Source organism: Nonomuraea sp. NPDC001684, assembly GCF_053596515.1.
The window spans coordinates 14135-28141 of sequence record NZ_JBSFGJ010000085.1 but is presented as its reverse complement, the minus strand read 5'-3'; the positions used below and the strand labels follow the sequence as shown (position 1 = coordinate 28141).

General features: G+C 72.7%; 13 protein-coding genes and 1 pseudogene. 7 read left to right on the top strand and 7 right to left on the bottom strand.

Annotated elements, in window-relative coordinates; all coding sequences use genetic code 11:
* Positions 1-989, top strand: a pseudogene (locus tag ACWCSD_RS18190) (hypothetical protein); the annotation flags it as partial.
* A 4-nt stretch (positions 990-993) separates the two neighbouring features.
* On the opposite strand, the gene ACWCSD_RS18185 reads toward ACWCSD_RS18190, so the two are convergent.
* Genes ACWCSD_RS18185 through ACWCSD_RS18155 form a run of 7 tightly spaced genes read right to left on the bottom strand, consistent with a single transcriptional unit; the run spans position 994 to position 8045 of the window.
* A complete protein-coding gene (locus ACWCSD_RS18185; RefSeq protein ID WP_364330658.1) occupies positions 994-1719 on the bottom strand; it encodes a DUF981 family protein in 726 nt (241 codons plus the stop codon).
* Between the two features lie 40 nt (positions 1720-1759).
* Positions 1760-2926 (bottom strand): lipid-transfer protein, encoded by a 1167-nt coding sequence (locus ACWCSD_RS18180; RefSeq protein WP_357973396.1) that lies wholly within the window; start codon positions 2924-2926, stop codon positions 1760-1762.
* Complete coding sequence (locus ACWCSD_RS18175; protein ID WP_358288785.1) at positions 2926-3321, bottom strand: MaoC/PaaZ C-terminal domain-containing protein; 396 nt, start codon at positions 3319-3321, stop codon at positions 2926-2928. Before ACWCSD_RS18175 ends, ACWCSD_RS18180 begins: the two co-directional genes overlap by 1 nt.
* Positions 3318-4250 carry a bifunctional MaoC family dehydratase N-terminal/OB-fold nucleic acid binding domain-containing protein gene (locus tag ACWCSD_RS18170; protein WP_449916201.1) on the bottom strand — a complete coding sequence of 311 codons (933 nt, stop codon included), beginning with the start codon at positions 4248-4250 and terminating at the stop codon, positions 3318-3320. The genes ACWCSD_RS18175 and ACWCSD_RS18170 overlap by 4 nt, the downstream gene beginning before the upstream one ends.
* Complete coding sequence (locus ACWCSD_RS18165) at positions 4247-5401, bottom strand: acyl-CoA dehydrogenase family protein (RefSeq protein WP_397164490.1); 1155 nt, start codon at positions 5399-5401, stop codon at positions 4247-4249. The genes ACWCSD_RS18170 and ACWCSD_RS18165 overlap by 4 nt, the downstream gene beginning before the upstream one ends.
* Positions 5401-6441, bottom strand: coding sequence for an acyl-CoA dehydrogenase family protein (locus tag ACWCSD_RS18160; RefSeq protein WP_449916198.1), 1041 nt, complete (start codon positions 6439-6441; stop codon positions 5401-5403). The genes ACWCSD_RS18165 and ACWCSD_RS18160 overlap by 1 nt, the downstream gene beginning before the upstream one ends.
* The gene (locus ACWCSD_RS18155; protein ID WP_449916196.1) at positions 6441-8045 is read right to left on the bottom strand and encodes an AMP-binding protein; all 1605 of its coding nucleotides are present in this window, start codon (positions 8043-8045) and stop codon (positions 6441-6443) included. The genes ACWCSD_RS18160 and ACWCSD_RS18155 overlap by 1 nt, the downstream gene beginning before the upstream one ends.
* 187 nt (positions 8046-8232) lie before the next feature.
* Between ACWCSD_RS18155 and ACWCSD_RS18150 the strand changes: the two genes are divergently transcribed.
* From ACWCSD_RS18150 to ACWCSD_RS18125, 6 genes are all read left to right on the top strand, one after another.
* Positions 8233-8883: a TetR family transcriptional regulator gene (locus ACWCSD_RS18150; protein ID WP_397164484.1), complete on the top strand. Its 651-nt coding sequence runs from the start codon at positions 8233-8235 to the stop codon at positions 8881-8883.
* Between the two features lie 67 nt (positions 8884-8950).
* Positions 8951-9955, top strand: a complete 1005-nt coding sequence (locus tag ACWCSD_RS18145) for a sigma-70 family RNA polymerase sigma factor (protein WP_358288801.1) — start codon at positions 8951-8953, stop codon at positions 9953-9955.
* Positions 9956-9998: 43 nt separating this feature from the next.
* On the top strand, positions 9999-11114 hold the full coding sequence (locus ACWCSD_RS18140) for a steroid 3-ketoacyl-CoA thiolase (protein WP_397164482.1): 1116 nt from the start codon (positions 9999-10001) through the stop codon (positions 11112-11114).
* Between the two features lie 38 nt (positions 11115-11152).
* On the top strand, positions 11153-12178 hold the full coding sequence (locus ACWCSD_RS18135; RefSeq protein ID WP_449916192.1) for an MBL fold metallo-hydrolase: 1026 nt from the start codon (positions 11153-11155) through the stop codon (positions 12176-12178).
* Positions 12179-12203: 25 nt separating this feature from the next.
* Positions 12204-12878, top strand: a complete 675-nt coding sequence (locus ACWCSD_RS18130; protein ID WP_352322012.1) for a FadR/GntR family transcriptional regulator — start codon at positions 12204-12206, stop codon at positions 12876-12878.
* Positions 12879-12971: 93 nt separating this feature from the next.
* On the top strand, positions 12972-13919 hold the full coding sequence (locus tag ACWCSD_RS18125) for a DNA polymerase ligase N-terminal domain-containing protein (protein ID WP_449916191.1): 948 nt from the start codon (positions 12972-12974) through the stop codon (positions 13917-13919).
* The last annotated feature ends 88 nt before the right edge of the window (positions 13920-14007 follow it).

Genomic DNA, 14007 nt, shown 5'->3' with positions numbered 1-14007 from the left:
CGGCGGACCTGCTCGCGCCGCCGCCCGCCGGACGGCCGTCCGTGCACGAGGCGACGACCGCGCCGATGCCCAAGCTGCGCGACCCGCTCGGGGCGCTGGACTCGATGGGCCCGCTGCGGGACCCGGCCGCGCGGGCGGCGGCCGTACGACCGTTCCTGCCCAAGCCTCCGCAGCCCCCACAGCCTGCGCAGTCCCCGCAGCCGCTGCCCGAGTCCGTACGGCCGTTCAGCACGGGTGACTTCACCGCGCCGCCCGCCGCTCCGGCCGAGGGCCGGGTGGCGGGGGCCGCCGTTCCCCCGCCCGGGGAGCGGCCCTTCTTCCTGGCCGCGCCCATCCCCGCGGACGTGCTGGACGACGAGCCCATCACCCAGGAGATGCCCGCGATCAGGGACGTCCCGGCGCATCAGGACCCGGGTCGCGCTGCCCGGCGTCCCCTGGCTGCGGAGCAGCCGGTCAAGGAGGCGGCGCCGCTGTTCACCCCCAGGTCCAGGGCCGCCGCCGAACCGGTCTACCGCATGCCCGCCCCCGAGCCGGCCCGCGCTCCGGGCCTGTCCGACCCGGCCCTGTCCGACCCGGCCCTGTCCGGCCCGGGCCGGTCCGCCTCCGCCTTGTCCGACCCTGCTGTGTCCGACCCTGCTGTGTCCGATGCGGCGCCGTCCGGGCGCAGCCGCGCGGCCGACTTCGCCGTCGAGCTCGCCCGCGAGCTGGAAGCCGACCGCGCGCGCTACCCGGACCCCGCGCGCGACCTCCAGGGCCCGTCCCGCCGCAAGCCCGGCGCCGAACCGGCCCGCTCGCCGGGGAGAGGCGGCGCCAAGCCCGGCGCCCGCAAGCAGCCGACGGGCAAGAAGAAGGCCGCGGCCAGGAAGAAGGCGCTCAAGCGGCGCCGGGAACGGCACTACGACTGGGCCTGGGAGTTGATCGGGTTCCTGATCTGCGTGGCCATCGCGATGATCGTGTTCTTCTCCGTGCCGATGTTCATGGGCCCGTGAGCGCCTACATGGTGTTGACGATCAGCCCGATGTGGGTGAAGTAGTTCAGGGCGCCGAACAGCAGGAACGCCGCCCCGGCGATCCCCCAGCACACCCCGGTCACGGTCGTGACCGGGCCGCCCCTGGCCCGCAGCGCGAACGGGAACAGCACCGCGCCCACCCCGACCAGCACGTACAGGCCGGAGATGAAGGTGGCCTCCAGCAGCGGCAGGCCGGCGAAGGCCCCCGAGATCGGCTCCTGCGGCGGCGCGGCGAACAGCGTGTACGTCCACCCCGCCGCCGCGATGCCGAAGCAGGCCAGCCCCATGCCGAAGACGAACAGCGAGATCGGCCCGGCCGTGCGCGCCACGAGCTTGCGCCGGTCGGGCGCCACGGTGATCAGGCCCCAGCGTTTCCACAGGTAGAGCGCGGCGGCCAGCAGCAGCACGCCGAACGCCAGCGAGGGCTCCCCGAAGATGATGTTGTCGAACGGGAAGCCCTGCCCGGCCAGCGGCCAGGTGAGCGTCATGTGCAGCCCGGTGACCGCCAGGACGGCCCCGACCGCGCCGAACGCCAGCGCCCAGCCGTCCACGTGCTCCAGCGGGTCGCCCCTGAGCAGCCGGCGGCCGAAGGAGACCACGAGCAGCAACCCGACGCCGGCGGCGACCGCCATGATCGTGTTGTAGGTGGGCATCCTGGCCCAGTCGATCTTCAACTCCGGCTGCGCCAGGATCCCCCAGAATCCACTCATGCAGGGATGATTACCCTGAGTTGCTTCTCTTAACTGATCGTCACGACGCCGACAGGATAAGGCCGCTCGTCGGTACGCCGGTCCCCGCCGTGACCAGGACGTTCCGCGCCCCGGCCACCTGGTTGGCGGCCGTCCCCCTGATCTGCCGGACGGCCTCGGCGATGCCGTTCATGCCGTGGATGTACGCCTCGCCCAGCTGGCCGCCATGCGGGTTGACGGGCAGGCGGCCGTCCAGCTCGATGCCGCCGTCCCGCAGGTAGTCAGGAGCCTCGCCGCGTCCGCAGAAGCCCAGTTCCTCAAGCTGGGCCAGGACGAACGGGGTGAAGTGGTCGTACAGGATGGCCGTCTGGATGTCCGCCGGGGACAGCCCGGACATCTTCCACAGTTGCCGGCCGACGACGGACATCTCCGGAAGGCCGCTCATGTCGTCCCGGTAGTAGCTCGTCATCATCATCTGGCCCGCGCCCGCGCCCTGCGCCGCCGCCGTGATCACCGCGGGCGACCTGCGCAGGTCGTGGGCGCGTTCGGCGGACGTCACGACCAGGGCCACCGCGCCGTCGCTCTCCTGGCAGCAGTCGAGCAGGTGCAGCGGCTCCACGATCCACCGGGACGCCTGGTGCTCCGCCAGCGTGATCGGCCGTCCGTGGAACCAGGCGGCCGGGTTGGTGGCGGCGTGCCGGCGCATGGCCACCGCCACCCGCCCGAAGTCCTCCGACGTCGCCCCGAACTCGTGCATGTACCGCCGCGCGAACATGGCGACCCACGCGGCCGGGGTCATCAGCCCGTACGGCACGTGCCAGCTCATCTCCAGACCCTGGGAGGTGGGCTCCCCGGTCAGCCGGGCGTTCGGCTGGCCGAAGCGGCGGCCCGAGCGCTCGTTGAAGGCCCGGTAGCAGACCACCGTCCTGGCCATGCCGGTGGCCACGGCCATCGCCGCGTGCGCGACCGTGCCGCAGGCCGCGCCGCCGCCGTACTCGACGCGGGAGAAGAAGGTCAGGTCGCCGACGCCGGTCTCCCGGGCGACGGCGATCTCCTGGTTGGCATCCTGGGTGTAGGTGACCATGCCGTCCACGTCGGACGGCGGCACCCCGGCGTCGTCCAGGGCGGCGAGCACGGCCTCGGCCGCCAGCCGCAGCTCCGACCGGCCGGAGTCCTTGCTGAACTCGGTGGCCCCGATGCCCGCGATCGCGGCCCGCCCGCCCGGCATCACGCGCTCCCGGGCAGGACGAAGGTGACGGTTCCGGTGGCGTGGTCGCCCAGGCTCACCCTGCCGCGCACCTGCGCGGTGTACCGGTCGCCGTCGCGCTCGACGATCACGCCGCTGAAGCTCAGCCGGTCCCCCGCGTACGCCGGGACGCCCAGTTTGACGTTGATGCTGGTGATGACCGCCTCCGGGCCCGTCCAGTCGGTGACGTAGCGTTCCACCAGGCCCATGGTGGTGAGGATGTTGAGGAAGATGTCCTTCGAGCCCTGGGCGCGGGCCTTGGCGGTGTCGTGGTGCACGGGGGTGAAGTCCCTGGTGGCCAGGGCGGTGGCGATCACCGTCGTGGGCGTCAGGTCCACCTCCAGCTCGGGCAGGGCCGTTCCGGCGGCGGGGGTCACGGCTCCTCCGGCGTCCACATCGGCAGGACGAGCTCGTCGTCCATCGACCGGTACGTCACCCTCAGGGCCATCCCGACCTCCACCTTCTCGACCGGGCAGTCCACGACGTTGCCCACGATCCGTACTCCTTCCGGCAGTTCCACCACGCCCACCACGAACGGGACCTCGCGCCCCGGCACCGGCGGATGGTGGTGGACGACGTAGCTGTAGAGGGTGCCGCGGCCGCTCACCACGACGTGCGACCGGTTCCCCGAGCGGCAGTTCGGGCACATCGGACCGGGCGGATGGCGCAGCTCCCCGCAGTCCGCGCAGCTCTGGACGCGCAGCTCGCCGTTCCGCGCCCCCTCCCAGAAGAACGCGGTGTCCGCGTTGACCGCCGGCCGCAGCGGGTACGGCTCCCGCGCGCGCGGGGCGGGCGCCTTCGGCCGGAACTTCAGCACCCGGAAGAGCATCTCGGCGACCGGCTGGTCGTCGTCGCCGTACCAGGTGACGTTCCAGGTGGCGAAGTAGCCCTCGCCCAGGGCGGTGCGCTTCGGCCCGGCCAGCGACGTGAAGCGGGTCGCGGGGGTCAGCAGCTCGCCGATCCTGGCGTACCGGTGGTAGGTCTGCTCGCAGTTGGTCGCCACGACCCCGGTGAAGCCCGCGGCGTCGAGCGCGGCCAGCAGGTCGTCCACCGGCGAGCGGTCCTTGGCCTGCGAGCCCGGCCCCTGCATGGTCCACACCTGGGCCATCGCGGGCGGCGCCACGCCTTCCTCCAGGTAGCGCGGGTTGGCGTCGCCCATGGCCGCCAGCCAGTGGCGGATCATGGGCGCGTTCACCGGGTCGGCGGCCGGGGCGCCGCGCAGCTCCCCCATCGCCATCTGCTTGCCGGCCAGCTCGTGCAGCTCCGCGTCAGTCGTGCCGGACGTCGCGGCGGTCGGGTCGGTCATCGCGGCGGCCTCGGCAGGTTCAGGCCGAGCATCGCGATCAGCTCGCGCTGCACTTCATTGACCCCGCCGCCGAACGTCAGCACCACCGCGCCCTTGACGCCGTGGTCCATGCGCTCGGCCAGCTCGGCCGTCTCCGGGTCGGAGGGGTCGCCGTATCGGGAGACGACGTCGCAGACCAGCCGGCCGATCTCCTGCATGCGCTCGGAGCCGTAGATCTTGGTGGCCGAGGCGTCGGGCGCGCCCAGCCAGCCGAGGTCCATGTTCGCCGCCACCTGCCAGTTGAGCAGCTCGTTCGTACGGAAGGCGGCCCACACCCGGGCGAGGGCTCGGCGTACGTCCGGATTGTCGGTCAGCCCGGCGTGCCTGGCCCAGGCGAGGAAGCGGTCGTAGGTCTGGCCGAGGTTGCCGGCCGGGCCCAGGGTGACGCGTTCGTGGTTGAGCTGGTTGACGATCAGGTCCCAGCCCCGGTCCACCTCGCCCACCACCATGTCCACCGGGACGCGCACGTCGGAGTAGTAGGTGGAGTTCGTGTGGTGGCGGCCGTCCATGGTGACGATCGGCGTCCAGGAGAAGCCGGGGTCGTCGGTGGCGGCGATCATCATCGTGATGCCCTTGTGCTTCTTGGCCTCGGGGTTCGTCCGGGCGGCCAGCCAGATGTACTGGGCGTAGTGCGCGCCGCTGGTGAAGATCTTCTGGCCGTTGACGACGTAGTGGTCGCCGTCCAGGACCGCCGTGGTGCGCAGGGAGGCCAGGTCGGTGCCGGCCTCGGGCTCGCTGTAGCCGATCGCGAAGTGGCACTCGCCGGCCAGGATGCGCGGCAGGAACCGGTCCTTCTGCTCCTGGGTGCCGTACTGCATCAGCGTCGGGCCCACCGTCTGCACGGTGATGATCGGGTACGGCACCCCGGCGCGGGCGATCTCGTTGGCGAAGATCTGCTGCTCCAGGGGGCCGTAGCCGCCCCCGCCGTACTCCTTGGGCCAGCCCAGCCCGAGCTTGCCGTCGCGGCCGAGCCGGCGGCAGTGCTCCATGTACGCCTCGCCGAACGGGTCGTCGGCGATCTTCGCGCGGTCCTCGGCGGTCAGGCAGCCGCGGAAGTACTCGCGCAGCTCGTCGCGGAGCGCGCGCTGCTCCCGGGTCAGGTCGATCAGCATCAGACGAGGGCTCCGATCAGGTCGAGCTGGGCGTCGGCGCCGCCGAGCAGGTGGGACAGGTGCTTGGCCTGCGCGAAGTGGCGGTGCAGCGGGTAGGTGACGTCGAGCCCGAGACCGCCGTGCAGGTGCTGGCAGGTGTAGAGCGCCTTGACGGCCTCGCAGACGTGGAACGCGGCCAGCGCCACGTCCGCGTCGGCGGGCAGGCCCTCGGCCAGCCGCCAGGCCGCCGACCACATGGCCACGTCGAGGGCCCGTCCGGCGATGTAGACGTCGGCGATCTGCATGGTCACGGCCTGGAACTCGGCCAGCGCCCGGCCGAACTGCCGTCTCGTCCTGATGTAGGCGGTGGTCAGGTCGAGCGCCCCGGCCAGGACGCCGCTCGCCTGCGCGGCGACGGCCACGGTGAACAGGCGTCCGGCGTCGGCGGCCGCCTCGGGCCCGGCCACCGCCTCGGCGGGCGTGCCGTCCAGCGGGATCGTGGCGGCCGGCTCGCCGGTCGAGGTGAACTCGGGGCTCGCGGGCGGCGACGCCACCAGGAACAGCCCCTCGTCCGCGGTGACCAGGACGTCGTCCGCCGGGTAGGGCACCGCGACCTTGCGCCCGGTCAGCGACCAGCCGTCGCCCTCGCGGCGGGCGGCCGTCGTCGGCGGATCGGCCGGGGCCCGGCCGGGCTCGCGCCGGGCCAGGGTGCCGCGCGTGACGCGCCGTCGCTGGTCGGGGCTGCCGTGCCGGGCCAGGGCCAGCGTGCTCACCAGGACGGGCAACGCCGGCACGGCCACCGCCCGCGCACCCACCTCGCGCAGCACGACGGCCATCTCGACGGGGCCGAGCCCGGCGCCGCCCGCCTCCTCGGACGCGCACACGCCCATGAGCCCGGCCTGCCACAGCCCGTCCTCGGCCGCCGAGCCGCCCTGCCCTTGCCCGGCCGCCGGGCCGTCTTCACCCTGCTTGGCCGCCGGGCCGCCCTCCCCTTGCTTGGCCAGCACTTCGGCGGTCAGCTTCTTCAGGTCCTGCTGGGTCTCGTCCAGGTTGAAATCCATCAGCTCTCCAAGAGGTGGTGCCTGCCGTGCTCGACGAACTCGTCCTCGATCGCCTTGACGTCCACGCCGGTCAGGGGGCGCAATCCGGACGGGGAGCGCCACCAGACGGGGTCGCCGGTCCGCCACGCCTCCTTGGCCAGGATCCGCTTGATGACCTTGTGGGAGGGGGTCTGCGGGAGTTCCGGACAAATCCGGATATAGCGGGGTAAGGACTTGGGGCCCAGGTCGGTGCGCCCGGCCAGGAACGCCGCGAACGCCTCGGCGTCGAAGGGGACGTCCATGACCAGCGCCGCCATCACCTGGTCGCCCGCCGCCGCGTCCGGCACCGGATAGACGGCCGCCTCCACCACGCCGCCGAACTCCCGCAGGGCGGCCTCCACGGGGGCGACGGCCAGGTTCTCGCCGTCCACGCGCAGGCGTTCGGTGCCGCGTCCGGCGAAGAAGACGTGGCCGGCGGGGTCGGCGTAGGCCAGGTCGCCGGACCAGAACGCGCCGTTCCTGACGCGTTCGGCGTCCGCGTCCGGGTCGTTGTAGTAGCCCTCGAACAGGCCGGGGCCGGCGGTGTTGACCAGCTCGCCGACGGCCTCGTCCGGGTTGAGCAGGCGGCCGCCCTCGATGCGGGCGGGCGGGCACGGGCGTCCGGTGGCGGGGTCGAGGATCTGCACGCCCGCCCCCAGCCTGCCCAGGCTGCCGGGCGGGGCGCCGGGGTCGGGGCTGAAGGAGATGGCCGTCTCGGTGGAGCCGAACGCGTCGATCACCCGGCAGCCGAACCGCTCGCCGAACCGCCTGGTCGCGACCGCGCTGCCCTCGTTGCCGAAGGCGATCCTGAGGGGGTTGTCGGCGTCGTCCGGGCGTTCGGGGGTGGCCAGGACGTAGGAGAGCGCCTTGCCGACGTAGTGCAGGTAGGTGCAGCCGTGCCGCCGCACGTCCGGCAGCAGGCCGGAGGCCGAGAACCGCCTGCGCACGGCCAGCGCCGCCCCCGAGGCCACGGCCGGGGCGTAGGCGGCCATCAGGGCTCCGGAGTGGAACAGCGGCATCGAGCAGTAGACGACGTCCTCGGGCGTGAGCAGCGCGGCCAGGCTCAGCCCCGGCAGTGCCAGCTTGCGCTGCGTGATCCGGACGGCCCTGGGCCGCCCCGAGGTCCCCGACGTGAAGATCAGCATCACCAGGTCGCCGGGAGCCGCCTCACCGGGCGGCCCACCGCCTTCCCCCAGGGACGACACCGTGGACAGTGGCATGCTCTCCACGCCCAGCTCCTCGGCGACCGACGCGGCGAGGGCGGCGAAGGGGGCGTCCCAGAGCAGGAGGTCCACGTCGGTGGCGCGGGCGTCGCGGACCAGCTCCGCGGCCGGGCGCGTCGGGTTCAGCGCGACCAGCACGTGCCCGTCGAGCGCCGCCCCGCCGAGCACGAGGAGCAGCTCCGGGACGTTCTCCGCCAGCACGCCCACGTGCAGACCCGCGCCGCGCCCGCTCAGCCAGGCCCCCGCCGCCCGGCAGCGGGCGACATGCTCGCGCCACGACCACACCGCGCCCTCGAACATCAGCCCAGGTCGGTCGTCCTGCGCCCGGTCGAGGAGCAGGGCCGCCAGCGTCTGCGCGATCATCGAGCCTCCAGCAAGCGCTAGGTAAGCCGAATGGCAAACTAGAACAGATTCTAATATCTGTCCAGTACCGGCCCTCCGCACAATGTTCCGACATAGTCCTGTAACGCCCTAGACATGCGCCGATACGGCCCGTTTGTGACTCGCGAGTAACAAGCCGCGTTGCCGAGAAATCAGATAACGTGTTCTTATGCGTACCTCGCCCGGGTCATTCTCCGCGCCCCCCAGCGACACCGAGGGGGCCGCCGAGGGCCGCGCGGCGGCGGGCGGTCGCAGCGTCCGCACCCGCAGCCAGCACCAACGCCGCAAGCGCATCGTCCAGGCCGCCGCCGCGCTGGCCTCGCGCGGCGGCGTCGAGGCGATGCAGATGCGCACGGTCGCCGAGCGCGCCGGCGTGGCGCTGGGCACGCTCTACCGCTACTTCCCGTCCAAGATGGACCTGGTCGTGGCGGTCGTGGGCGAGGAGATCGACCTGCTGGAGAGCAGCATCGAGCGCCGCCCGCCCGGGGCGTCCACGCCGGCCAGCCGGGCCGTCGACGTGCTCATGCGGGCCACGCGGGGGCTGATGCGCGAGCCGGAGCTGGCCGACGCGCTGATCCGGTCGTTGATCATGGCCGAGGTCCAGACACCGTTCGGCGACCGCATGACGGGGCTGCTGCTGCGGGTGTCCGCCGACGGGCTGACCGTCGACCAGGCCGGCGAGGAGCAGCTCGACCTCGCGGGCTCGCTGGCCAGCGTGTGGGTGCAGGAGCTGCTGGAGATGTTGCGCGGGCGGCGCACGTACGACCAGATCCAGCGGCGCATCGAGACCGCCGCGACCCGCCTCCTGGCCGACATCTAACCCCTTCCGGACATCTCCGTCATGCCCTAATCGGCTTTTTGTCGGTGGCGGAAGCTATACAGGGGGCATGAGCGACAAGCCGACGAGCGAAGACTTCCTCCGGCTGGCCGATCCGATGCGGCGCGAGCTGTTCGCACACTGCTACCGCATGCTGGGGTCGGTGCACGACGCCGAGGATCTCGTACAGGAGACCTATCTGCGGGCCTGGCGCGGCTACGACGGGTTCGAGGGGCGGTCGTCGCTGCGCACGTGGCTCTACCGCATCGCCACCACCGCCTGCCTGACCGCGCTCGACAGCCGCACCCGGCGCCCCCTGCCGACCGGTCTCGGCGCCCCGAGCACCGAGGCGGCCGCGCCGCTGGTCCAGGACGGCGAGGTGCCCTGGCTGGAGCCGGTGCCCGACACGCTGGCCGGGGTCGAGGCGGCCGGCGACCCGGCCTCGATCGTGACCTCGCGCGAGAGCATCCGGCTCGCGCTCGTCGCCGCCCTCCAGCACCTGCCGCCCCGGCAGCGCGCCGTGCTGATCCTGCGCGACGTGCTCAGGTGGCGGGCGGCCGAGGTCGCCGAGGCGGTCGGCCTGTCCACGGCGGCCGTCAACAGCATCCTGCAGCGGGCCCGCGCGCAGCTCAGCGAGGTCTCGCCGAGCCTCGACGACCAGGTCGAGCCGCTCTCCGCCGAGCAGCGCCACCTGCTCGACCGCTACGTCGCCGCCTTCGAGAACTACGACGTCGACGAGCTGGTCTCGCTGTTCACCAAAGACGCGATCTGGGAGATGCCCCCCTACGTGGGCTGGTACGAAGGTCCCGACGCGATCGGCGAGCTCGTCTCCACGCAGTGCCCCGCCAGCCGGCCGCACGACCTCAGGCTGCTCCCCGTGGCGGCCAACGGCCAGCCCGCGTTCGCCGTCTACTTCCGCGAGCACGACGTCTACCGCCGCTTCGCCATCATGGTGCTGGCGTTGCGCGAAGAAGGCGTCAACCACGTCGCCATGTTCTTTGACCTGCGGCTTTTCGACACTTTCGGGCTGCGTGCCGAGTTCCCCGCCGGAAGCGAGGCTTCCACCACAAAGTAGAACGCGTTACAGTCGCGGCCAGAGCAACGTTCTGGAGGCGACTGTGGGCACACCTGTGATCGTCGAGGCCGTTCGCACGCCCATCGGCAAGCGGGCGGGATGGTTGTCGGAGCTCAAGCCGCAGCAGGTGCTGGCCGCGGCGCTGAACGGCCTGGTCCAGCGCGCCGGCGTCGATCCGGCCACGATCGGCCAGATGTTCGCCGGGTGCGTCACGCAGGCCGGCGAGCAGGGCGGCCACGTCGGCCGCTACTCGTGGCTCTACGCCGGGCTCCCCTACCAGACGGGCGTCACCACGCTCGACGCCCAGTGCGGCTCCTCGCAGCAGGCCGTGCACCTGGCGGCGGCGATGATCAGGGCGGGCGTCATCGAGGCCGGCGTCGGATGCGGGGTCGAGATGATGAGCAGGGCGCCGCTCGGCAGCAACGTGCGCCCCGCGCGGCCGCGTCCCGACGACTGGAGCATCGACCTGCCCGACCAGTTCACCGCGGCCGAACGCATCGCCCGGCGGCGCGGGCTGACCAGGGAGCGGCTCGACTGGTTCGGCGCGCGGTCGCAGCGCCTGGCGGCCAAGGCGTGGGCCGACGGGCGGTTCGAGCGGGAGATCGTGCCCGTCGGATCCGTCCGCAGGGACCAGGGGTTACGCGAGACCACGGTCGAGAGCCTGGCCGGGCTCAAGCCGGTCGCCGAGGGCGCCCTGCACACCGCCGGCACGTCCTCGCAGATCTCCGACGGCGCGGCCGCCGTGCTGGTGACGAGCGAGCAGGAGGCCCGCCGGCAGGGGCTGCGGCCCAGGGCGCGCATCCTGGCGCAGGCGCTCGTCGGCGCCGAGCCCTACTATCATCTCGACGGTCCCGTGGAGGCGACCGCGAAGGTGCTGACGGCGGCCGGGATGACCATGGGCGACATCGACAGGTTCGAGGTGAACGAGGCGTTCGCGTCCGTGGTGCTCTCGTGGGCCGCGGTGCACGAGCCCGACCTCGACCGGGTCAACGTCAACGGGGGGGCCATCGCGCTCGGCCATCCCGTCGGGGCCACCGGCGCCCGGCTCATCACCACCGCCCTGCACGAGCTCGAACGCTCCGACACCACCACCGCGCTGGTCACGATGTGCGCGGGCGGCGCTCTGGCCACGGCGACGATCCTCGAACGCCTGACCTGATCCACCATTCACACGCACGTGCTCGATCGGGGGAACCGGTGGGGAAGACCAGGCGCAGACCGTACTCGGAACAGCGGCCGCAGGAGCTCGGCGGCGGGGTGTGGAGCGTGCCGGTGCCCATCCCGGGCAACCCGCTCGGCTACACGCTGGTCTACGCCGTCGAGTCGCCGCGCGGGCCGGTGCTCGTGGACGCCGGGTGGAACCATCCCGACGCCTGGCAGGCGCTCAGCGGCGGCCTGGCCGCGCTCGGGCTCGACGTCGCGACCGTGAGCGGCGTGGTCGTCACCCACTTCCATCCCGACCACGCCGGGCTGGCCGGGCAGGTCAAGGAGGCGTCCGGGGCCTGGATCGCCATGCACGAGGAGGACGCCGCGCTGGTCCGGCTCATGCACCGGTTCGCCGCGGAGGAGCACGCGAGCTTCCAGTCCGACATGCTCAGGCGGGCCGGCGCCGACCCCGGCGAGGTGCGCGAGGCGATGGGCACCCGGCCGACGCCGCCCGCGCTGCCCGACCGCGAGCTGCGCGACGGCGACCTGGTGGAGCTGCCCGGCCGCAAGCTGCGCGCCGTGCACACCCCCGGCCACACGCCGGGCCACATCTGCCTGCACCTGGAGGACGCCGACCGGCTGTTCACCGGCGATCACGTTCTTCCCGACATCACCCCGCACATCGGGATCTATCCCTACGACCGCGACGACATCGATCCGCTGGGCGACTTCCTGGACTCGCTCGACCGGGTCGGCGAGCTGGGCCCCCTGGACGCCCTGCCGGCACACGAGTGGATATTTCCCGATGTTGCCGCGCGCGCCGCCGAGATCCGCCACCATCACGAGGAGAAGCTGATCCGGTTGCGCACCCTCATGGCCGAGCGGTCGCGACCGCTGACCATCTGGGAGGTCGCCTCGATGATGACCTGGAACCGGCCCTGGGACGACCTGGCCCCCGTGCTGCGCAGCATGGCGGCCGGCGAGGCCGCGGCCCATCTGCGCACCCTGGAGACCCGGGGCATGGTCCGCCGCGTCCCGGACGTCGATCCCGTACGCTTTCAGGCTCTAGACTCCTAGACATCCGATGTCTAGGGAGAAGAGTGTGGCGGTCACCGACGCGGCCATCGACAAGATCAAGCAGATGATCCTCTCCGGGGAGCTGACCCCGGGCGACCGTCTGCCGAAGGAGGCCGACCTCGCCGAGCGGCTCGGCCTGTCGCGCAACTCGCTGCGCGAGGCCGTGCGCGCGCTCGCCCTGATCAACGTCCTCGACGTGCGCCAGGGCGACGGCACGTACGTCACCAGCCTGGAGCCGCACCTGCTGCTCGACACCATGTCGTTCGTGCTCGACCTGCACCGCGACGACACGGTGATCCAGTTCTTCGAGGTGCGGCGCATCCTCGAACCGGCCGCGACGGCCCTGGCCACCGAGCTGATGCGCGACGAGGACATCGAGGAGCTGCGGCGCATCCTCGACTCGCTGCCCGCGCAGCCGACGGTCGAGGAACTGGTCGCCAACGACCTGGAGTTCCATCAGCGCATCGCGCGCGGGTCGGGCAACAGCGTGCTCTGCTCGTTCATCGAGAGCCTGTCAGGTCCGACCACTCGGGCCCGGGTGTGGCGCGGCCTCACCCAGGAGGGCGCGATGGAGAAGACCCGCGAGCAGCACACCGCGATCTACGAGGCCATCGCCGCCCGCCAGCCGGACGTGGCGCGGTCGTGGGCCACCGTGCACGTGGCGGGCGTGGAGGCGTGGCTGCGCAAGGCCCTTGACTGATCGGCGCGCGCGCCCGTTCCCTCGGCCCGGCTCCGCCCGCACACCGCGCACAGCACCGGCACGCACGACCGTTCCCCGGGTAGTAACCGTGTCGTGGCCGACAAACTGGAGCGATACCGCAGCAAACGCGACCCCAGCCGGACCCCCGAGCCCGTGCCCGCCACCCCACCCGAGGACGGTGGCGGCGCCGCGTTCGTCATCCAGGAGCACCACGCCCGGTCCCTGCACTGGGACCTGCGGCTGGAACGCGACGGCGTGCTGGCCTCCTGGGCGGTCCCCAAGGGCCTGCCCGCCGACCCCGGCACCAACCACCTGGCCGTGCACACCGAGGACCATCCGATGGAGTACCTCACCTTCCACGGCGAGATCCCCAAGGGCGAGTACGGCGGCGGCACCATGACCGTCTGGGACACCGGCACGTACGAGACCGAGAAGTGGTCCGAGCGCGAGGTCAAGTTCGTCCTGCACGGCCGGCGGGCCTCCGGGCGGTTCGTGCTGTTCCGGACGCGGGGCAAGAACTGGATGATCCACCGCATGGACGCCCCCGTCCGCGACCCGTTCCCCGACGTGGCGCCCATGCTGCCCACCGAGCGCGCCCGGCCGCCCAGGGACGCCGCCGCCTACGCCTTCGAGTTCGCCTGGGGCGGACGCCGGCTCCTGGTCCCCGTCGACGGCGGGCGCACGACGGCCGCCCGCGAGCATCCCTGGCTGCGCCCGCTGGCCGAGTCGTTCGGCAGCCGGACGGCGGTGCTGGACGGCGAGGTGGTCACGCTGGCCGGGACCGAGCTCCTGGTCGTCCAGGACCTGCTGTACGACGAGGGCCGCTCCCTGGTGGACGAGCCGTTCGCCGACCGGCGGGCCGCCCTGGAGTCGCTGGGGCTGGCCGGCCCCCGCTGGCAGACCGCGCCCTCGTGGCCCGGCGAGGCAGGCGCGGTCCGGCAGGCGGCGCGCGAGCAGGGCCTGCCCGGCGTGGTGGCCAAACGCCTGGACTCCCGCTACGAGTCCGGCACGTCCGCGTTCTGGCTGTTCATCCCCTCCTGAGGCCGCAAGCCCGCAAAGCACAGCGCGGAGCGGTACTTGGACGCGGTAGGCGTGCCGGATCGCCTGCTGTGCTGGCCCCTCATCCAGA

Excerpts from the sequence above, each read along its gene's own strand:
- ACWCSD_RS18185 (WP_364330658.1), bottom strand. The coding sequence starts at position 1,719 with ATGAGTGGATTCTGGGGGATCCTGGCGCAGCCGGAGTTGAAGATCGAC.
- ACWCSD_RS18180 (WP_357973396.1), bottom strand. The coding sequence starts at position 2,926 with ATGCCGGGCGGGCGGGCCGCGATCGCGGGCATCGGGGCCACCGAGTTC.
- ACWCSD_RS18170 (WP_449916201.1), bottom strand. The coding sequence starts at position 4,250 with ATGACCGACCCGACCGCCGCGACGTCCGGCACGACTGACGCGGAGCTG.
- ACWCSD_RS18165 (WP_397164490.1), bottom strand. The coding sequence starts at position 5,401 with ATGCTGATCGACCTGACCCGGGAGCAGCGCGCGCTCCGCGACGAGCTG.
- ACWCSD_RS18160 (WP_449916198.1), bottom strand. The coding sequence starts at position 6,441 with ATGGATTTCAACCTGGACGAGACCCAGCAGGACCTGAAGAAGCTGACC.
- ACWCSD_RS18155 (WP_449916196.1), bottom strand. The coding sequence starts at position 8,045 with ATGATCGCGCAGACGCTGGCGGCCCTGCTCCTCGACCGGGCGCAGGAC.
- ACWCSD_RS18150 (WP_397164484.1), top strand. The coding sequence starts at position 8,233 with ATGCGTACCTCGCCCGGGTCATTCTCCGCGCCCCCCAGCGACACCGAG.
- ACWCSD_RS18145 (WP_358288801.1), top strand. The coding sequence starts at position 8,951 with ATGAGCGACAAGCCGACGAGCGAAGACTTCCTCCGGCTGGCCGATCCG.